Genomic DNA, 20433 nt, shown 5'->3' with positions numbered 1-20433 from the left:
CATTGTACCATGATCTCCGTACAACACAAAAAAAGACCAACCAGAAGCAGGCATAGAGGCCTGTCTTTTCAGTTGGTTCTCTTTGTTCGGGATATGCTCCGAAAATGTCCGTTCTAGATCGTATATTTGGAGCGAGCTCGTTCCACTTTAGCAATATAATTCTGTGTTTCCACAGGTAGACGATGAAGCACACTCATCAATTCATTATCGCTTGAGACACCGAGTCTGGACACCCGTCCCGGGCCAGCATTATAGGCTGCCAAAGCCATTTTCTCCTGCCCGCCAAAACGCTGGAGCTGCAGTGATAAATATTTGGTTCCCGCATCAATATTTTGACCTGGATCAAAGGAGTCGCTCACACCGAGTCCAGCTGCCGTTCCATCCATTAGTTGCATCAGACCTTTAGCACCTGCAGTAGAGACAACGCTTGGGTTAAAACCTGATTCCGTATCGATGACGGCTTTGATTAAGGATTCAGGTACGCCGTATTTCTTGCTTGCCTGTGAGATAAGTGATTCAAAATCGGTGGGTACGGATTGGCCAGAGTCGGCTTGTCCTGTACTGGATAAAGCAAGCAAGGATTCCAGACTATCTGTTCGGGTCGAACTCACTGTATTGATATCTGGATTATAGGTGCTACCCAGTTGCAGCCACAACAGACCATCGTTCGATCTCTTGGAGATCATAGCCTGATTCCCTGAATTGTTTTGACCCCCAGTATCAGCCTGTAACAATCCATCCATCATATTCGAAAAATCAGTCGTCGAGCCGGCTTGCACACCTGATCCGCTCGTAGGGTTATTCATATTATTGGACAGTTGCAGTTCCAGTAATTGCCGTGAACTGCGTGGATCAATTTGCATGGGTTATATCCACTCCCGTTTCATTCAAGCTTAATGACTTTATTCTACATGTTTTTACAGACAGGTTCCATCATTTTCATAAAAAATAGCTGATTAGACGTTTAAATATGCGCGAATGCGAAAAAAACCTTCTGTCCTCACCATAAAGAGGTGAATACAGAAGGCCACTAACTTCCCTCACGGATAAAGGATCCATCGGAGACGTGAGGGTGTGAATTTCCTTTTTAACGTGCAAAAGGAATCATAAAAAAGTAACTCAGCGTAGCGACGATACCCAATCCAATCGCCCATGCTCCTGCTGTTTTACGACCGTTCACAAACGCATAATAACCAAGTACAGCCGCAGCAGGTCCAAGCACGATGGACCACATGAATAATGATGCAATACCAAAGGCAAGACCCATATAACCTGCAACACGGCCTGTAGACTCCATTACACGGTCCGCCTCATGTTTCTGAGGCACCTGTTCTGAACGTCCACGGTCTCTATCCCCGGTTCGTACAACGGCTCGTGGCGGCGTTATCTCCGCCCCGTATTCTTCACGAAATGATTTTCTAGGATAATCCACACGCTGGCGTTGATGTGCACCCTTCGCTTCTGTGTTATAACGATCCTGACGACTGTCTTTAAAATCATCATTTTTCATGTGAAAGCACCTCCGTTATCATTGGATGACTGCTTACTTGGGTTTGAATGTGTGGCAGCAGGTGGCTGAAGAGGTACGTGCATGATCATGATGATCGGAGTCAAACGTCTCTCCGGCAAATTCCTCATGCAGACGACGGGTAGCGTGCTGGTCAATGTCAATCATGATGGCATCGGCCTGGCAAAAGTTGTTTTCTCCCCAGAAATTACAGTTGGAGACGCTGCATTTGACAATTGGTTTGTCATGGCTCATTTTTTATCACCTCGACACCTATTGTTTCCCCGCGCTAAATCCGATATTCTCCGTCAAAATGCCAGATGATAACATGTCGGGATCAGCATGTGCCCAACGTCCCTTTCCATCAAAAAGCTTTTAAATCCGAATCCAAGACATGAAAAAAAACCGCCACAAGGGCGGTTTAGGTTTTTCGTATAATTAAGCGTGATTACGTTGATTTTGCATACGACGCTGGGTCAGGTAGTCACTTTCATAATATGCCAGATCGTCGCGCAGTTCTTCATAAGTTTTGGAAATTTCCAGAATAACATCGCGTACCGCACGAATCGGCTTGTCACGGAAACGGATAGCATCCTGACCTGTGTAAGCGTATCTTCCGTCCTCGGAGTAACACTCATTTTTCGGATAGAAAAAGCTGTTTACACTTTGGTGATACGTATTATAAAGAGCCTTTTCGGCAAATTCGACATCAAAGTTGGCACGACGCAGCACAACGCCAAGTTTTTCGTAAGAAACTTCAGAAAAAACGAGCAAATGACGGAGATCGGATAGAAATCCTTTGTAGAAGGCAGTTGATTCCTCCGTCTGGTTTTGATCCAGTTCAGGCAAAGCATTTTCATTCAAAAACTTTTCGATTCGATCGATCGCCGGTTTTAACTTTTCCCTGGTTGACTCACATGTTTTCTGTACATTGGCTGCTGACATAAAGGTAGCTCCCCCTTAAATAAGTCCTTACATATTTACATATAGGTCGGCCAAACAGTAAATGTTCCCTAACCTTTTGAATACTCAGATACAATCCTACCATAAAAAGTTGACGAGCGGTATCCCTTAATCGCGCTTTCCATTTCTGTCATGGAACAGGCCAGTGATCGGGAAAGAAACTCAGAACTCTTTTGCATAAAAAAACGTGCTTCTTCTAACGATAACTAAACGACGATGCACCTTGGCACGCCATATGATCATTGTCCATAACGAACGAGGAGGTTCTATCCATGTCCAGACCAAGGTGGATAAACTGGGCTCTCGCAGCAGGTGCTGGCGCATTAGCACTGACTATACTGCTTCCCACATCCAACCGTACCGTACCCACACCGAGCGCGATGCAAGATAATCCTCAGAAGGAGCATGCAAGCAAACAGCGTCTAAAAGTTCAAGATATTAAAGCCACCGATCTATTGACCCGTGTAGATGCCAAGCAGCACCTTGGAATTATACTGGATAAAACGGCCACGATGACTGACTTACAGCTAACCCGGTATATGAAAGAACTTCAAGATTCACATGGACACATTCGATCCATTCAGCTTATGAATCTACACAGCCCATCCAATAAACAATTTGACCGTTCGTTCAAACCAGGAAGTAAGCTGGAGCAGCAAAAATTAAATCATACACTGAATTTGGCAAAAAAAGCGGTGAACAAACGTCAAAGCTTCGAGTCTTCTTCTTTTCCACTCGGGAAAGAAAAGTACTTTGTGATGGGTCAACCCTCCAAGAATGGAAAACGAGCCATCATCGCTCTGTTTAGTCAAAGCGTATTAAATGCCGTTGAGCAACATCAGCGCAAAAACTTGCGAATGATCCCATATCCGCGTGAGGGCAAATTCAAAATTGAATCGGTTCATCCCGACACCCTTAATGAGATTACGGTAAAGACAGGGCATGACAATGCCAACGCAAGCCACTTTTACGAAAATGAAATCGTCATTCGTTTCCGGCAAGATCCCGGTGAACGAGATATGCGGACGATTCGTTCCGACTTGAAGATGCAGTCCGTCCGCAAGCTCGGTTATACGTATGTTTTCCGGTCTGAGACGATGAATTATAAACAATTGAGGGATTATTTCGGAAGTAAATGGAACCCGTTGTACATGGAACCTCACTATATGTACTTAACCAACGAAACGGCTGCTGAACAACCGGATGTACCTATCCCTAACGATGTTTTATTCTCGGATTATCAGTGGAATCTGCCTGCCATTGAGACAAACCGCGGGTGGAATATCACAAAGGGGAACAAAGATGTTATCGTAGCGGTAGTTGATACAGGCGTTGATGTGAATCACCCGGATCTTAAAGGCAAATTGCTTGAAGGATACAATGTCGTGAACCCGGGCAACAAACCGCTGGATGATGTCGGTCATGGCACTCATGTTGCCGGTATTATCGGGGCCATCGTGAACAATAACGAAGGTGTGGCTGGCATGAGCTGGTACAATAAGGTTCTTCCCGTCAAGGTGCTGGATAACTCAGGGTCAGGTACAACCTATGCGGTTGCTGAGGGTATCATTTGGGCAGCGGATCATGGCGCCAAAGTCATTAACATGAGTCTAGGGAATTATGCCGATGCCCAATTCCTTCATGATGCCATCAAATACGCTTTTGATCGGGATATCGTGCTTATTGCTGCAACGGGCAACGACAATACGGAGCGTCCAGGATACCCCGCTGCTTATCCTGAAGTTTTTGCTGTCTCGGCCACAGACCCGGATATGAATAAAGCGACGTATTCCAACTACGGCGATTATGTGGATGTGACGGCTCCGGGATCAAGTATCGCAAGTACCTATCCGGATAACCAGTACGCCGCTCTATCAGGTACATCCATGGCAAGTCCGCACGTCGCGGCGCTGGCAGGATTAATTCGCTCACTCAACCCGGATTTGACCAATACCGAAGTCATGGATCTGATGCGTCAGAGTGTAATTGATCTGGGTGAGCCCGGCCACGATAAGTACTATGGCTATGGGCAGATTGATGTATATAAAGCATTGCAGGCCGCATCTGGAAGCAGTGCTCCGCTACAGTTTTGGCCGCAGCATGTCAGACAACAGATGGATAATACGATGAAAAAATATATTCGATAATTGATATAAGTTAGGTCAACTTACACAAAAATAAAAGCAGCTGCGCCCCGGGGCGTATGCTGCTCTTTGGTTTGATTCTTTTTCCCGGGGCGTTAACTGCGGTTAGCGTTTGCGAGAAGTCGAGCGAGCTTTGCTTGATTTTTTCACGGATTTTTTCTTATGGCTGGACACATACATTGGACCTTCTTCTCTTATAACGACTGGATACATATGGTGAGGAATCGGAACACAGTGGTGTTGCTTCACAACTTCAATCGGGTGGATGACAGGTACGATCTGTGGAATGTAATAATCCTGGACAACCTGGATCGGGTCACATACAATCGGTGAAACCTCTGGACAACAATGGTTCATCATTTCAAACCAACTCCCTTTCAAGTGATACTATAACCTATTGCAGTGAGGCCGATGTGGTATGGATGGATGTCCATTATTCTAAAATTAAATAAGCGGTAGCCTGTCCGCCGTTGCCCCAGCTTGTTGTGAAGAGACCCTATCGATGACAGAACACAGAATACGAAGACCTTGCTTCAAAGCTTCGGAACTCGTCACAGTGAAGCATATCCGTAAACTGGATGTGTCGCTCTCTGCAACATAGCAGGCAGAACCAGGCAGAAAAGAGACCCCCGCAGCGAGAGACTGCCGATGCAACTCATGTATATCCATGTTCCCCTGGAATTCCAGCCATAAATTAAGCCCCCCCTCGGGAAGACGCCACTGCATGTCCCTTGTCGCATGCTTCTCCAGCACGTCTGAAGCAGCACATAAGCGTGAGTACAGCTCTTCTCTGAGCTGATATACATAAGTATCGTACTGATTATGAATGTAAGCCAGCAATGCCTTCTGTGTTAATAGCGGGCTCCCCAGATCGGCCGTTGATTTGGCGGCTACAAGCCGGGTGAGTACACTCCCGTCCGCTATAGCGCAAGCTACACGGCAACCTGGAGACAGCACTTTGCTGAAACTTTTAATGTAAACGACATGTCCTGCATTATCCATAGATTTGATGGAAGCAGGAGGTGGGTCACGGAAGTATAAATCTGCAAACGGGTCATCCTCCAGAATAAGACAATGATAACTTTGTGCAATGTTAAGCAACTGAGCCCGTCTTCTGGCACTCATCGTTATCCCTGTTGGATTGTGATAGGTAGGGATCGTATAAATCAGTTTCGGCGGATACGTGTCACACAAGCGAGTAAGCAGATCAATACGCATACCTTCGTTGTCCATAGGAACCGTAATGATCTTGGCCCCACGGCTCGTGAATACGTCAATTGCCCCTGTATACGTGGGTGCCTCCATATAGACAACATCACCAGGACCGATAAATGTACGAGCTACCAGATCAATCCCCTGCTGTGCACCGCTCGTGATTAACATTCTTTCCGGTGTGACTTGAAGTCCGCGAGAAGCGAAATGTGTCGCAAACGTCTGTCTGAGTTCCCAATCTCCTTGAAATGATCCATAAGCCGCCATTCGCTCCGCATGATCTGAAGATAGATGATAAGCACTGCCGATAATATCACGCGTAGGTAATAACTCGGGCTGAATGGCCGACATATGCAGTTCATAGCGGACTTGAGGGGATGCGTCGAAATGCCTCCACAGTTGCGCTCTGGGCAAATAATCAACCAAGGTCATCTGCCAGTTCAGCGATCCGCCCGAGTCACTGTTGCTTATTCTGTGGGCAAGATCTTCATGCCCTGTGCGATTGATCTGCGTGGAAGGCTCGATTCCGGCTACGTAGCACCCCTTCCCCTGAGAGCAACGAATCAGTTGAATGGCCTCCAGTTCTGCATAGGCCTTGGTTACGGTAACCAAACTAACGCCCAAATTAGCAGTCATCTTACGAACGGATGGCAGCCGGGTTCCGGGCTCAATCAAACCTGAGCGGATGCGATCCGCGAGCGTCAGGGCAATCTGCATATATAATTTGGTACTGCTTCCTCGTTTTAGCTCCATATGCATGTCTACTTATCGCCCCTAACTGTTATGATCGTTGTTTTACTGTTATAGTGTGTTACGCCTAATATAGTTTATAATATCAGTATAACAGTGAATAACAGGAGATGAGAATAATATGAATACACCTTGGTCCAAAATGGCACAAAACACCCCGTCCTCTGTCGTTCGTGACATGTTACAGGCTGCTCAGGCACCTGGAATGATCTCACTTGCTGGGGGATTGCCAGCACAGACTTCATTTCCGCTGGAGGCTATTCGCCTGGCTTATGAAAAAGTATTTATGAGCGGATCAGCCGCTCTTCAATATGCAGAGACGGAAGGCTACCGACCTCTTCGTGTCAAAATTGCCGAGCGTCTGGAATCAAAAGGACTGCCGGCTTCACCTGACCATATGCTTTTGACTACAGGATCACAGCAATCCATTGACCTGATCTGTCGCATCCTCGTGGACCCTGGTGATCGCGTGCTCGTTGAATCACCCACTTACCTCGCAGCTTTGCAGGTCATCCAATCCTATCAAGGCGTCTCGCATGGCGTAGCCTGTGATGATCACGGCATGTTGCCAGAATCGCTTGAGGAGCAGCTTCAACTGCACCGACCTAAACTCGTTTACATTAACCCTACGTTCTCTAACCCGACAGGAAAAATATGGTCACGGGAAAGAAGACAACAAGCCGTGGATTTATGCCGTAAATATAATGTGCTTATTCTGGAAGACGACCCTTATGGCGAAATCCGCTTTAATCCGGAACAGCTAGACGTTCCTGCACTTGCTGCACTGGATGCCGCTTCCTATGAAGGACCTTCGAACGTGATTTACACCAGCACCTTTTCCAAAACGGTAGCTCCAGGTCTTCGTACAGGCTGGATTCTGGCCGCTCCCGACATTGTCAAAATCGCAGCCCGGGCTAAACAGGGGGCAGATTTGCACTCCAGCAGCATCGATCAGCGGGCACTACATGCTTTGCTTGAAACCTTTGATCTGGATGCTCATATTCGTCGGATCTCTCAAGACTATGAGCAGCGTATGCAAAAGCTGACCGCACTGATGGCGTCCAAATCTTGGGATGGCATCACATGGAATTCACCACAAGGTGGCATGTTCCTATGGTTGCAATTGCCCGAGGGTATGCTCGCCAGCAATTTATTCACTTATGGCATTCAAGAGAAAGTATGTATTGTACCTGGTGATTCATTCTATGCGGGCACGCCAGAACTTAACCGGATGCGCATCAACTTTACCCACACCGACCCGGAACTACTTCCTGAAGCTGTGGAGCGGATGGATCGCGCGATCCAGCGCTGGCATGCTTCCAATCAATCAGACCATGTCGTTACGATGTAACGAATTGGCAAACATGAAACTGTAATGAGTTGTAATTGATTGCCGTAACCATTGGCCGCTTATTCCATATGAGGGATAGGCGGTTTTCTTTATTCGAGCATGCTTCTCTTTTCTCCGTGGATAAAAATCGAATAAAAAAAGGCGCCAAATTCGTTAAACCGAATCTGCCGCCTTATTTTATATAACCTGTCCTGTCATGAACAGGAATCATTAAAAGTATAGTTGTTGAGTTAGGAAAGCTTACCGTAAGCCGGGTTCTGTGCTCTTCGTGGTTCAAACGGGAACTACCCTCCCACCAGAAGCGACAATCATCTATCTAGGCCATACATTGCTGCACAGCTCAAGCGACCAACCTAGACACACCTCGGGCTAAGGCTGTCCCCTCCAAAGAGGTGACCGTGTCCCATTAGGTCTTGCTCCAGATGGGGTTTACCAGGAACGAAGTCACCAGCGTTCCTCGGGGTCTCTTACACCTCGGTTCCATCCTTGCCTGTGCCGGAAAATCCGGCCATCGGCGGTCCATTTCTGTGGCACTATCCTTCAACTCGCGCTGACTGGACGTTATCCAGCATCCTGCCCTGTGGAGCCCGGACTTTCCTCTCGTGGCAACGAAGGCCACCAGCGATTGTCTGTCAAGCTTTCCGAACAACATTACATAGTATACAGGCATTTGCTATCCCATACAAGCTAAATATTAATGGAAATCAGGCTACATCCCTTTTTTTACAAAAAACGAAATACTTCTGTATCTACGTCTGATGCAGATACCTGTGTCTCATACCGCTGTTCTGCAAACTGAGCACGCAGCCACTCTGCTGTTTTGGGTTTCATGATTTTCTCAGTATTATGACCTGGATCAATAATACACATTCCTGCCATCAAAGCATCATGTGCTGTGTGATAGTCAATATCCCCGGTTACGATAACATCTGCTCCCTTGAAACGTGCGGTAAGTACATAACGGCTGCCTGAACCGCCGAGCACGGCCGCTTTTTTAATCTTTTTGCTCAAATCGCCGACGACACGAACATGAGGCACGTTCAGTTTAGCTTTCACGACCTCTACCAGTTCGCCAAGGGTTTTAGATTCACGAAGTGGTCCAAGACGCCCCAGGCCAAGTGTACGCCCTTTTAAATCCATCGCATAGAGATCATACGCCACTTCTTCATAAGGATGCGCCTTTAACATCGCCTGAATGACCTTGTTTCTCAAACTCTGAGGTACGATTGTCTCAATACGCATCTCTTCCACTCGTTCCATCTGACCCTGTGATCCGATAAACGGCTGTGTGCCTTCACCTGGTACAAATGTGCCTGTTCCTTCCGTGCTGAAGCTGCACTTGTTATACTGACCGATACTGCCAGCCCCAGCCTCCAGAATTGCTTGTAATACCTGCTCATGATGCGTCCTTGGCACAAATACCGCCAGCTTGTACAGTTGGTCTGTATACACATCCTCCAGCGATTCCTTACTCTCAATACCAAGCGCCTCCGCCATCCAGTCATTGATGCCACCCTCGGCTACGTCAAGATTGGTGTGACTGATGTATACCGCAATATCATGTTTGATCAACTTCTCATACAATTTGCCCATAGGTGTATCGGTACTGAGTGATTTTACGGGGCGGAAAATAATAGCATGATGGGCAATAATCAGATTGGCTCCGATCCGTATCGCTTCATCCACAACCTCGTCTGTGACATCCAGCGCAACGAGAACATGAGTAATCTCTTTTTGCAGACTGCCCAGCTGCAGACCAATACGATCGTCCGGTACTGCCACATGTTTTGGAGCAAGTCGCTCCATCATTTGAATTACTGTTTGACCTTTGGCAAACATGCCAATACCTCCTTCAAACTTGCGATAAGCCGTTCCACCTCAGCTGCTTTGTCTCTGGAAGAATCCTGATCGGACTTGGAGATGGACTGTACCACGCCCTGTAATTTGACAATTTCGCTTTCCCATTTGGCAAAAAATACTCCCGTTGGACGATCCGTCAAGTACGGCCCCATACGTAGCAGCAAATCTTCAGTTAATTCCACCTCACCTTGTAAAGGGCGAGCGCGGTATACCTCTTCATTTGCAATTGGACTGCTGGCCTGCGGCATCGCGGTAATAATTTCATATATCTTGCCGTCTTCTTCGAGAAGCTGTTCGGCAACAACAACCCAATGGTGATCTAACAACCAGCGTCTCAGAATATCCTCGCCTACATTGGGCTGCAGAATCAGCAACTGTACACCTTCCAGTTTGGCGATCCCTCGATCCAGAATGGAAGCAATCAACGCACCGCCCATACCAGCAATAGTAATAACCTCGACTTCTCCAGCAGTAATGACATCAAGTCCGTCTCCTCGACGTACCGTAATTTGCCCCTTCAGTCCGGCATCACTGACTTGTTTGCAAGCAGCATCATACGGCCCCGGATTTACTTCTCCAGCTATTGCGCTTATGGCTTTTCCACTGCGAATTGCAGCGACAGGCAGTAAAGCATGGTCTGAGCCGATATCCGCCAACCGGCTTCCTCCAGGAATTTGATCATGTATTCGTTGTAATCGATTCGAAAGTTTCATGGGGCACCTACACCGTTCATTTAATTTATTGATTTGCATTGAGTGAAGAAAAGCGATAAAATGAAATCCAATCAAACATTTCAAGGATGAATTTCCAAAAGAAAGAAATATAACTGTTAAAATTAAAACTAAAGGAGACCCCGCCGCCGCCAAAGCGTCTCGCAGAAAGTCTCCCACAGTTCAATTATTCGAGGAAATCCTTGAGTCGTTTGCTGCGACTCGGGTGACGCAATTTACGAAGGGCCTTGGCCTCGATCTGACGAATACGTTCACGCGTAACACCAAACACTTTACCTACTTCTTCGAGTGTTCTCGTACGTCCATCATCCAAACCAAAACGCAGACGAAGCACATTCTCTTCACGCTCTGTCAAGGTATCCAGAACATCTTCAAGTTGTTCTTTCAAGAGTTCATAGGCAGCAGCATCTGCCGGAGCCAGTGCTTCCTGATCCTCGATGAAATCACCAAGATGGGAATCATCCTCTTCACCAATTGGTGTTTCGAGGGAAACCGGTTCCTGTGCAATCTTTGTAATCTCACGTACTTTTTCTACGCTCAGATCCATCTCTGCAGCAATTTCTTCAGGAGTTGGTTCGCGTCCTAGTTCCTGCAGCAGCTGACGGGATACCCGGATCAGCTTATTAATTGTTTCTACCATGTGCACAGGGATACGAATGGTACGTGCCTGGTCAGCAATAGCACGTGTAATGGCCTGACGAATCCACCATGTTGCATACGTACTGAACTTGTAACCTTTTTTATGGTCAAATTTCTCTACCGCTTTAATCAGACCCATGTTACCTTCCTGAATCAGATCCAGGAACAGCATTCCGCGTCCTACATAACGCTTCGCGATGCTGACAACGAGACGAAGGTTGGCCTCGGCCAGACGACGCTTCGCTTCTTCATCCCCGTTCTCAATCCGTTTGGCGAGCTGCACTTCGTCATCGGCTGACAACAAAGGTACACGTCCAATCTCCTTGAGGTACATCCGTACAGGGTCATTAATTTTGATACCAGGAGGCAAGCTTAGATCATCATCAAAATGGAACTCATCGTCTCCCTCTCGACCATTGTTTTCGGAATCCTCGCTAGGACGAAGGGTTACCTCTTCATCATTTTCATTAACAACATCGATACCGAGGTCGCTTAGCTGTTCGTAAAACTCATCCATCTGCTCTGCATCCTGCTCAAACGGGGAGAGTTTCTCAATAATTTCCTTGTAGTTCAATGAAGCTCTTTTCTTACCTGATTCAATCAATTGATCCTTAACCTGATCCAGTGTTAGTTCTGTTTCTAGTTCAGTATGCTGATCATTCGCCATAACTCGACTCCCTCCTCCCTAGAAACATCCAAGTCATCCAGACGTTCACTGTCTCTCTAGGGCAATCATCTCAAGTGCAATTTGTGCCGCGCGTACAGAATCACCTGCCCGCTCTGCAGCAATCATTTCTTCTTTTTTCAGATCGTACTGTTTTTTGCGCGGATACTTCAATACTTCCCTGATGCAATCATCGAGCACCTGGATACTCCATTCACCTGGGCCATCCATCATCGAGATTGAGCTGACCGTCTTTTCCAAACGATCATCATGCAACGAAGACATAAAACGACTTGTATCCGGCGGTTTGCCCTGCGCATAATAGGCATATAGATAAGCAGCAATTGCTGCATGATCATCCAAGTTAAAAGCCTCGCCAAGATGTTCATTTACATACTGAGCCGCTTCATCATCCTGTAACATCCAGGCGATCAGTTTGCGCTCAGCAGAATGGTACGCTGGCAACAGATTGGGTGTAGGCACATGCCTATTTTGTTGCCTACCATTATTCCACCTTTTCGGGTTATTATCCCCATAATCCTCGTTATTTTTCATTGCTTCCCGTTCCTCGTTACATTCTTGCTTCAATGTTTCAAAGGATACATCGACTTCAGCCGCAAGTTCACGAAGATATACTTCGCGCTCCGTTGGTGAAGACAAGGGAGCAATCAATTTCACTGCTTCTTTGGAATAAGCGATTTGTCCGCCGCCTTCTAGCAGTATATGGTTTTTTTTGAGGTTTATAAGCTTAAATTTTGTAGTTGTTACAGCGCCATCTATGATCTGGTTACGGAATCGTTCACCGCCGTGCTTTCGGATAAAATCATCCGGGTCAAGTCCCTCAGGAATGAGCGCCACCTTAACCTGCAATCCGGCTTCCTCCAAAATAGGGAAGTTCTTCATTGCGGCAGCCTGTCCGGCTCGGTCGCCGTCATAACAAAGGATAACTTCATCACACATGCCTTTAATCATCAAAGCCTGATTCTCCGTAAGCGCCGTTCCCATGGCTGCAACACCATTCTGAACATCTTGATCCCATGCAGAGATCACATCACCGTATCCTTCAAACAATATGACTTGTCTCTGTTTACGTATTGCATTTTTAGCCTGATGCAGATTGTAAAGAACACGACCTTTGTTAAACAACCGAGTTTCTGGCGAGTTCAAATATTTCGGCTGTCCATCTCCCAATATCCGCCCCGCAAATGCAATCGGCTTGCCGCTCCTGCCATGGATCGGAAACATAATTCGGTCTCTGAACTTGTCCACATATCCGTGACCTTCACTTCGCTCTGACAGAAGTCCGCCTCGCTCCATCTCTTCCAGCGGATAGCTTCGCTTTTCCAGAAATTGTACGAGCGTGTCCCAGCGATTTGGAGCATAACCAATCTGAAACTGTTCAATCAATTTGTCACCGATACCGCGTGAGCGTAAATATTCCATGGCCACTTTGCCATGCTCTGTATTTTTCAACAAAAAATGATACAGCTTAGCGGTAAGCTCATAAGCTTCCAGCAGACGTGCCGTCTCCGGATTAACATGGGCTGTTTCGCGCCCCTGCCAGTCCCCCATGGAGATATGACTTTCTTCTGCCATCGTTTTGACAGCCTCGGGAAAGGATAACCCTTCGATTTCCATCCTGAATTTGATGGCATTTCCGCCCGTGCCGCAACCGTAGCAATAGAAAATCTGTTTCTCAGGTGTGACGGTGAACGAAGGCGTCTTCTCCGAATGAAAAGGACAGAGGCCTTTCATATACTTCCCCTGCTTGGTCAGATGCACAAATCGGCTTACCGTATCCACGATATCATGTTGCTGCAATACCGATTCAATAATACTTTCGGGTATACCGCCTTGTCCGGTACTCATCTCGGCCACCTTCATCTCTTCTAACACGTAAATATAATTCGATAAACTTACACATTCTCCTGCAAATCTTTCAAAAGTTTTGTCAGTTTATGTTGAAAAATTTCTCGATCCTGCTCTGTGAAGGGTTTTGGACCTTTTCCATAATGCCCTCTGCGCCGAGCTTTTGCCGCAGTATGACGGGAATCGAGCATAAAATCAATATCCCGATCATTAAATTCCCGACCTCTAAACGATAAAACATAACACCGTTTGCCAAGCGCAAGCGCTGCAAGTCCGTAATCTTGCGTAATAACTACATCATACGGCTTGATGTGATTCGCAATGTACAAATCTGCGCTCTGATCACTCCGATCCACTTGTACGGTGCGTACACCCTCTCCTCCTTGCAGCAAATGATCAAAGGAAGAGACCAACAGTACAGGAATATGAAAGAGACGTGCTGTGTTAGCAATCTCAGTCTTGACCGGGCAGGCATCTCCATCAACAACGATGTGACGTATATTCAATTCACTCAAACCCAGATCACCCGGTTTCATAAAATATCTGTATATTGTAATATACGACCTCGGTCACTGAAAATCCTTCTGTACTGAATGGAGAAAAACAGAGGCTAAAAATACGGAGCGGCTGTTCAGACACTGAAACAACCCGTTCCGTATATTTATACCCTCTTATATCGTTCTTTAATACGGCACTTATATTCTGCTGAGTTATACGAAAATAATCACTGAATTTCAAAAGATTTATCCAACTAATTTGGAGAAGTCAGCAAAACATTTTAAATCCTGATCTATGGCTGCAAGCAGAGCTAGTCGATTGGCACGAACCGCTTCATCTTCGGCCATGACCATGACAGAATCAAAGAACAGCGTGATGGCACCCTTCCATGCTGAAGCGATAGCCAAAGCTTCTGCAGCATTATGCTTAGACAAAGCATCGCGGTAGTCCCCGTTTGTTTGATTCCATGCATCAAACAGCTGACGCTCTCCATCTTCTATAAATAGTTCAGGATGTACGGAAGCGTTCGATGCTTTAGCTGCCAGGTTTCCTACCCGGTTGAACGATTCCAATGTTGTTTTGAATTCATCCGCTGCCAGCACGGCTTTCATCAATGCTTCGCCTTTTGGAACGATCGCACTGATATCATCGAATCCGGAAGCAATGATTGCATCAACAACGTCATATCGTACTGTCTCCGAAAGCAATTTTTTCACTCGCAATGCGAAGAAGTCCTGCAGATCTTTACGAACCTCTGCATCTGCACGTTTCAACAAATTCATCTGCGCGTGAACTTCGAGTGCTGCACCAAATACATCGGACAAGGTCAGTGGAAGCTGATGATCCAGCAAAATTTGTACAATCCCCGCTGCCTGACGTCGAAGTGCATAAGGATCCTGAGAGCCTGTAGGGATAATGTTAATCGAGAAGCAACCTACGATTGTGTCGATTTTGTCTGCCGCACTAACGATTGCACCCACAAGAGATGCAGGAGACTGATCGCCAGCGAAACGAGGTTGATAATGTTCGAACACGGCCTTGGAAACTTGCTCTTTTTCACCCGCTTTACGAGCATAATCCTCACCCATTACACCCTGCAATTCAGGGAACTCTCCAACCATCAGCGTAACAAGGTCAAACTTGCAGATATCTGCGGATCGGCTAACCGATTCAGCCACATCGCCAGATACTTGCAACTTCGCAGCCAGGCTGTCAGCGATTTTGCGAATGCGGCGAACTTTATCCCCCACCGTGCCAAGTTCTTCTTGGAATACGATGCTCTCAAGTTTGGACAATGCGTCCTTGATCTGCAGCTTCTGATCTTCCTCATAGAAAAATTTCGCATCAGACAGACGAGCACGCAACACCTTTTCGTTACCTTTGGCGATGACATCAAGTGAATCACTGCCGCCATTACGAACCGTAACAAAGTACGGCAACAGCTGACCTTCCTGATTTAATACAGGGAAGTAGCGCTGATGCTCGCGCATCGACGTAATTAACACCTCCTGCGGAATGTTCAGGAATGAGGAATCGAATGTACCGAACAATACCGTTGGCGTCTCCACAAGGAACACGACCTCTTCGAGCAAATCTTCCTTGATCGCAATATTCCAGTTCTTCTCGGCAGCCAGTGCCTGAATCTGGGATACAATCATCTGCTCACGTTCAGTTACATCTGCAATGACATGCTGAGCACGCAGCACATCCACGTAAGCTGAAGGCTCGGACACAACCGTTTCATTGCCTAAGAAACGATGTCCACGCGTTACATTGCCTGCTTTTACCCCTGTTACTTCAAGATCAATCACTTCCTTGCCAAGCAGTGCAACAATCCAGCGGATCGGACGAACAAATTTGAAATCATAAGACGCCCAGCGCATGAATTTCGGGAAAGTCATTGCGTGCAACACCGATAATAAACCTTCGCCAATAACCGATGCCGTATCTACACCTTTACTGCTTTTCGTTGCGTAAATGTATTCCACACCGTTCAGCTCCTTGAAGCTGAATTGATCAGGCTCTACACCTTGACTGCGTGCAAATCCAAGTGCTGCTTTGCTCCAGTTGCCGCTGTCATCCAGCGCAATTTTGCGGGAAGGTCCCTTTACCTCTTCCTCCACGTCTTCCTGTTTCTCCGCTACATTCTGGATCAGAATCGCAAGACGGCGAGGTGTAGCGTAAGCTTGCACTTCTCCATACGCAATACGGGATGAATCAAGCCATTTCACGATGCGTTCCTGAAGCTGTGCAATGGCTGCGCGCATAAAACGTGCAGGCACTTCTTCCAGACCAATTTCAAACAACAGATCCTTAGACATTCTCGGCTCCCCCTTTCTTGATCAGCGGGAAGCCCAGCTTCTCACGCTCTTCCACATATGTTGCTGCCACTTGACGAGCAAGGTTGCGGACACGGGTAATGTACCCTGTGCGTTCTGTAACACTAATAGCTCCGCGTGCATCCAGCAAGTTGAACGTATGGGAACACTTCAACACATAGTCATATGCCGGGAATACCAGATGCTGTGCCATCGCTTTGTTCGCTTCTTCTTCGTACATATTGAAAAGCGTAAACAACATTTTAACGTCTGAAATTTCAAACGTATATTTGGAATGTTCGTATTCAGGCTGACGGAACACATCACCGTAGGCGATGCCTTCAACCCATTCGAGATCGAATACATTTTCTTTTTCCTGTATATAAGAGGCGAGACGTTCCATACCATACGTGATCTCGACAGCTACTGGATTGGTCTCAATTCCGCCGACCTGCTGGAAATACGTAAATTGCGTAATTTCCATCCCGTCCAGCCAAACTTCCCAACCAAGACCTGCGCAACCAAGCGAAGGATTCTCCCAGTTATCTTCAACAAACCGGATATCGTGCTTGAGTGGATCAATACCCAGACGATTCAAGCTTTCCAGATAGATTTCCTGAATATTGTCCGGAGAAGGCTTGATAATGACCTGGAACTGGTGATGCTGATACAACCGGTTAGGGTTCTCACCATAACGTCCATCCGATGGACGGCGGGAAGGCTCAACATAAGCCACTTTCCAAGGTTCTGGTCCAAGTGAACGCAAAAAGGTCATTGGGTTCATCGTACCTGCCCCTTTTTCCGTGTCATATGGCTGAACGATAATACAATTATGCTCGGCCCAGAATTGTTGCAGCGTCAAGATCATCTGCTGAAAATTCATAATCATGCTCCTTTTCGGGTAGTTTGTTAGCAAGCATAGGAGGGGTACGACCCATAATAAATAGCCCTCGCCCTACTACGCCTGATGTACAGACGTAGGGACGAGAGCTATTCCCGCGGTTCCACCCTACTTGGCCTGAGTCAAACAAATCCTTGTTTGACCCGGCCCACTTTTCCGTGTCCATTCATGCTCCCGAGTGCCTTGTTCACAAACGGATTCAACCAGGCTCCCACCATCCCTGACTCGCTTATGATCGATATACATGTCATTTGTACAACTTGTATATCAATCATATGATGAATCCCGTTTCCTACTTTCTCGTTCAATGCATGTCTCCAAAAAGAGAATTTATATTTCATAATATATAAAATGAAGTATGAAGTCAATCATTATTTTTCAAGTTTGATCGCATATCAAATCCCGTACTTTTCCATCTGATCCAGGAAAGAACGGGACTTGAGGTGAAGACCTAACTGGTGATCCATGAAAGCACGCATTATTTTTTTGATTTCATTACGGGTAGAATCACTAACAGATATGTTGCCCAAGCGCTGCAGATCCAATTGCACAAACAAGCGTAGCAACTTCAAAGTCTTTGCACTAACGGCCATCGCTGGCGGGTCAAAATGTTTACACGCCCTGCATAAGACACCGCCAAGTCTGGGACTAATAAATAACTGCTCATCCAGCCGCTCTTGGTTACACGAGATACATTCATCCAGCTGTGGCCCGTAACCAGCTGCCTGTAATATTTTCATTTCATACAGGCTTATAATGACCAAAGGATCTTTATCTTCTTTCAAAGCCTGCAAACAGGCTTTGAGTTGCTTGAACCAAAAGGCACCCGTTTCTTCATCCTGGAGCACCCGATCTAGCAGTTCACATGCATAGGAAGCATAGGAAGCCTTCACCAAATCTTCCCTGAGCTCATGATTGGACTCGATAATTTCTCCAGCATTCAGTGTACCAAGACCTGTGTTGCGAAAATAAACATATTGACCATAAGTAAAGGGCTGCACCAGTGCAGCATGCCGACTTTTGGGCTTTTTGGCGCCGCGAACAAGTACACCTGCTTTACCGCCACTTTCGGTGCACAGTGTTATTATTTTATTTCCCTCACCGTAGTCCATGCTGCGGATGACAATGCCTTCCACCCTATATAACATGCCTCGTCACCTAACCATTCCTGAATCAGCCCTTTATTCTGTAGCTTCTTCATCTTCACTCACTTCCCTTGCAGTGTCTGACTCCTGTCCTGACGAGTTACACGTCTCGGTATATAACAAATAGGACTCCACATCCCCTGTCATTGCAAATACCTTCCATGAAAAATCCCGCATCGGAAATTCATCCTCTCTTCGGAAATGACGTCTGGTTCTACCCGATAGGATGGAGTCCTGCAAGACAAACTATGTGTTGAAATTAATGGATATGAGCTTCAAATCTCACATCACATCCTGAATATCGACTATTCACGTCCGAAACCAAGGTCGCGCAAAACACGATCCTGATTTCTCCAGTCTTTTTTCACTTTAACCCACAAATCCATGAAAATTTTGGAACCGAGCAGGTTCTGAATATCATGTCGAGCTCGTTTACCCACTTCTTTCAAGAGAGCACCCTGTTTGCCGATGATGATACCTTTTTGTGAATCCCGTTCCACAAATATGACAGCTGAGATATAAACAACACCATTATCCTGTACTTTCATATCTTCAATCGTCACGGCAATGGAGTGAGGTACTTCTTCCCGAGTCATTTGTAGAATTTTCTCACGGATCAACTCTGCACATACAAATTGTTCCGGATGGTCTGTAACCTGGTCATCGGGATAGTACTGCGGACCTTCAGGCAAATACTTTCCAAGCTGTTCCAACAAGGTGCTCACATTACTTCCCAGCATGGCGGATACAGGCACAATTTCAGCAAAATCATGCAGTTTGCGATATTCTTCTATCAACGGAAGCAATGCCTCCGGCTCAATTTTGTCAATTTTATTCATGACAAGAATGACAGGAGTGCGGATATTTTTCAACTGTTCCGCAATATAGCGGTCACCGCCACCCATCCCTTCAGAAGCGTCAATCAAGAACAGTGCTGCTTCCACTTCTCCGAGGGTGTTCAGAGCAGTCTGGTTCATGTAATCGCCAAGTTTGGATTGACGTTTATGAATACCCGGCGTGTCCAGAAAAACAATCTGTTGTTGCTCCGATGTGTACACCCCGTGAATTTTGTTACGAGTCGTTTGCGGCTTGTCCGACATAATTGCAATTTTTTGTCCAATCACCTGATTCATCAAAGTGGATTTACCCACGTTAGGACGTCCAATGATCGCAACGAATCCGGATTTGAATGCTTGTTTTTTCATATGTTCCTCCTCAGGCGCCTAGGCCTGAAATTTATTTTTTGGCAGTGTTTAGATCTGAGGGGCCGAAAGCCCATGGCAGCAATTCAGCAACCGTTGTTTCTAACAAATCACCTTTTAAATTTCCTAAAATGACTTTCATGTCTGGTTCACACAATTCAAACATAACTTGACGGCATACTCCGCAAGGGGCAATCGGACCTTCGGTATCCCCTACAATAGCCATCGCCTTGAAACTGCGCGGCTTATGACCTCCAGCAATGGCACTGAACATCGCAGTACGCTCGGCACAGTTACCTGGTGTATACGCTGCATTCTCAATATTGCATCCATGGTGCACGTGACCTTCGTTATCCAGCAAGGCTGCTCCTACCCCAAAATGGGAATATGGCGTGTACGCCTTAGTACGTGCCTTTATTGCTTCTTGCATTAACAAGCCATTATCCATTGATATTTCTCTCCCTTAGGGTGTGTATAAAGATGTGCTCTTGGAGTTAAGTTGATTAAAACCATTTGATTACAGTGGGTCACTCCGATGACAGAATAACCTTTCGATCGCTGTTATCCTCGGATTTTTTCGATCACTTTTCCAAAGTGAAAATCCGATGATAAAGGCGAGCGCTTCGCTTCTCCAGGTTTTTTCTGTCCTCTCCGTTATTGTGTAATCTTAGGAAATCAA

20 protein-coding genes and 1 other RNA gene are annotated in these 20433 nt (G+C 46.4%); 2 read left to right on the top strand and 19 right to left on the bottom strand.

From position 1 onward, the window contains the following. Positions 1 to 113: 113 nt before the first annotated feature. From ACUTVW_RS16455 to ACUTVW_RS16440, 4 genes are all read right to left on the bottom strand, one after another. Complete coding sequence (locus tag ACUTVW_RS16455) at positions 114 to 863, bottom strand: lytic transglycosylase domain-containing protein (protein ID WP_445646809.1); 750 nt, start codon at positions 861 to 863, stop codon at positions 114 to 116. 224 nt (positions 864 to 1087) lie between these two features. Further along, a complete protein-coding gene (locus ACUTVW_RS16450) occupies positions 1088 to 1510 on the bottom strand; it encodes a hypothetical protein (protein ID WP_445646808.1) in 423 nt (140 codons plus the stop codon). A gap of 33 nt (positions 1511 to 1543) precedes the next feature. Next, on the bottom strand, positions 1544 to 1762 hold the full coding sequence (locus ACUTVW_RS16445) for a DUF1540 domain-containing protein (protein ID WP_434750111.1): 219 nt from the start codon (positions 1760 to 1762) through the stop codon (positions 1544 to 1546). 183 nt (positions 1763 to 1945) lie between these two features. After that, positions 1946 to 2452 (bottom strand): YpuI family protein, encoded by a 507-nt coding sequence (locus ACUTVW_RS16440; protein WP_434750110.1) that lies wholly within the window; start codon positions 2450 to 2452, stop codon positions 1946 to 1948. A gap of 290 nt (positions 2453 to 2742) precedes the next feature. Here ACUTVW_RS16440 and ACUTVW_RS16435 point away from each other — a divergent pair, with 290 nt between their 5' ends. Continuing rightward, positions 2743 to 4617, top strand: coding sequence for a S8 family peptidase (locus ACUTVW_RS16435; protein WP_445646807.1), 1875 nt, complete (start codon positions 2743 to 2745; stop codon positions 4615 to 4617). Between the two features lie 102 nt (positions 4618 to 4719). On the opposite strand, the gene ACUTVW_RS16430 is transcribed toward ACUTVW_RS16435, so the two are convergent. Together ACUTVW_RS16430 and pdxR are read right to left on the bottom strand one after the other, a co-directional pair. Then, on the bottom strand, positions 4720 to 4974 hold the full coding sequence (locus ACUTVW_RS16430; protein WP_244159157.1) for a hypothetical protein: 255 nt from the start codon (positions 4972 to 4974) through the stop codon (positions 4720 to 4722). 84 nt (positions 4975 to 5058) lie between these two features. Then, a complete protein-coding gene (gene pdxR / locus ACUTVW_RS16425) occupies positions 5059 to 6585 on the bottom strand; it encodes a MocR-like pyridoxine biosynthesis transcription factor PdxR (RefSeq protein WP_445646806.1) in 1527 nt (508 codons plus the stop codon). Positions 6586 to 6697: 112 nt separating this feature from the next. Between pdxR and ACUTVW_RS16420 the strand changes: the two genes are divergently transcribed. Next, positions 6698 to 7927, top strand: coding sequence for an aminotransferase-like domain-containing protein (locus ACUTVW_RS16420; protein ID WP_445646805.1), 1230 nt, complete (start codon positions 6698 to 6700; stop codon positions 7925 to 7927). 231 nt (positions 7928 to 8158) lie between these two features. Here the strand turns inward: ACUTVW_RS16420 and rnpB are convergent. From rnpB to ACUTVW_RS16355, 13 genes are all read right to left on the bottom strand, one after another. Next, positions 8159 to 8568, bottom strand: an RNA gene (rnpB, locus tag ACUTVW_RS16415) — RNase P RNA component class A. 82 nt (positions 8569 to 8650) lie between these two features. Beyond that, positions 8651 to 9766 (bottom strand): Nif3-like dinuclear metal center hexameric protein, encoded by a 1116-nt coding sequence (locus ACUTVW_RS16410; protein WP_445646804.1) that lies wholly within the window; start codon positions 9764 to 9766, stop codon positions 8651 to 8653. Further along, positions 9742 to 10500 carry a tRNA (adenine(22)-N(1))-methyltransferase gene (locus tag ACUTVW_RS16405; protein ID WP_445646803.1) on the bottom strand — a complete coding sequence of 253 codons (759 nt, stop codon included), beginning with the start codon at positions 10498 to 10500 and terminating at the stop codon, positions 9742 to 9744. Before ACUTVW_RS16405 ends, ACUTVW_RS16410 begins: the two co-directional genes overlap by 25 nt. Positions 10501 to 10684: 184 nt before the next feature. Continuing rightward, positions 10685 to 11824 carry an RNA polymerase sigma factor RpoD gene (gene rpoD / locus ACUTVW_RS16400; RefSeq protein WP_154888049.1) on the bottom strand — a complete coding sequence of 380 codons (1140 nt, stop codon included), beginning with the start codon at positions 11822 to 11824 and terminating at the stop codon, positions 10685 to 10687. A gap of 45 nt (positions 11825 to 11869) precedes the next feature. Further along, on the bottom strand, positions 11870 to 13690 hold the full coding sequence (dnaG, locus tag ACUTVW_RS16395; protein ID WP_445646802.1) for a DNA primase: 1821 nt from the start codon (positions 13688 to 13690) through the stop codon (positions 11870 to 11872). Positions 13691 to 13737: 47 nt separating this feature from the next. Continuing rightward, positions 13738 to 14226 (bottom strand): YaiI/YqxD family protein, encoded by a 489-nt coding sequence (locus ACUTVW_RS16390; RefSeq protein ID WP_445646801.1) that lies wholly within the window; start codon positions 14224 to 14226, stop codon positions 13738 to 13740. Positions 14227 to 14433: 207 nt separating this feature from the next. After that, positions 14434 to 16509, bottom strand: coding sequence for a glycine--tRNA ligase subunit beta (gene glyS / locus ACUTVW_RS16385; RefSeq protein WP_445646800.1), 2076 nt, complete (start codon positions 16507 to 16509; stop codon positions 14434 to 14436). Further along, on the bottom strand, positions 16502 to 17389 hold the full coding sequence (glyQ, locus tag ACUTVW_RS16380) for a glycine--tRNA ligase subunit alpha (protein WP_090914724.1): 888 nt from the start codon (positions 17387 to 17389) through the stop codon (positions 16502 to 16504). Before glyQ ends, glyS begins: the two co-directional genes overlap by 8 nt. A 140-nt stretch (positions 17390 to 17529) precedes the next feature. Further along, positions 17530 to 17715: a hypothetical protein gene (locus tag ACUTVW_RS16375; protein WP_445646799.1), complete on the bottom strand. Its 186-nt coding sequence runs from the start codon at positions 17713 to 17715 to the stop codon at positions 17530 to 17532. 87 nt (positions 17716 to 17802) lie between these two features. After that, a complete protein-coding gene (gene recO, locus ACUTVW_RS16370) occupies positions 17803 to 18555 on the bottom strand; it encodes a DNA repair protein RecO (protein WP_445646798.1) in 753 nt (250 codons plus the stop codon). A gap of 33 nt (positions 18556 to 18588) precedes the next feature. Continuing rightward, on the bottom strand, positions 18589 to 18729 hold the full coding sequence (locus ACUTVW_RS16365; protein WP_434750099.1) for a YqzL family protein: 141 nt from the start codon (positions 18727 to 18729) through the stop codon (positions 18589 to 18591). A 128-nt stretch (positions 18730 to 18857) separates the two neighbouring features. Continuing rightward, positions 18858 to 19757 (bottom strand): GTPase Era, encoded by a 900-nt coding sequence (gene era / locus ACUTVW_RS16360; protein WP_434750098.1) that lies wholly within the window; start codon positions 19755 to 19757, stop codon positions 18858 to 18860. A gap of 31 nt (positions 19758 to 19788) precedes the next feature. Further along, entirely contained in the window at positions 19789 to 20202 is a 414-nt protein-coding gene (locus ACUTVW_RS16355) for a cytidine deaminase (RefSeq protein ID WP_445646797.1), read from the bottom strand. Positions 20203 to 20433: the final 231 nt, after the last annotated feature.

The sequence above is a fragment of the Paenibacillus sp. TSA_86.1 genome, assembly GCF_052691815.1.
The sequence above is the reverse complement of the archived record's forward strand: the minus strand, read 5'-3'. Positions and strand labels throughout refer to the sequence as shown.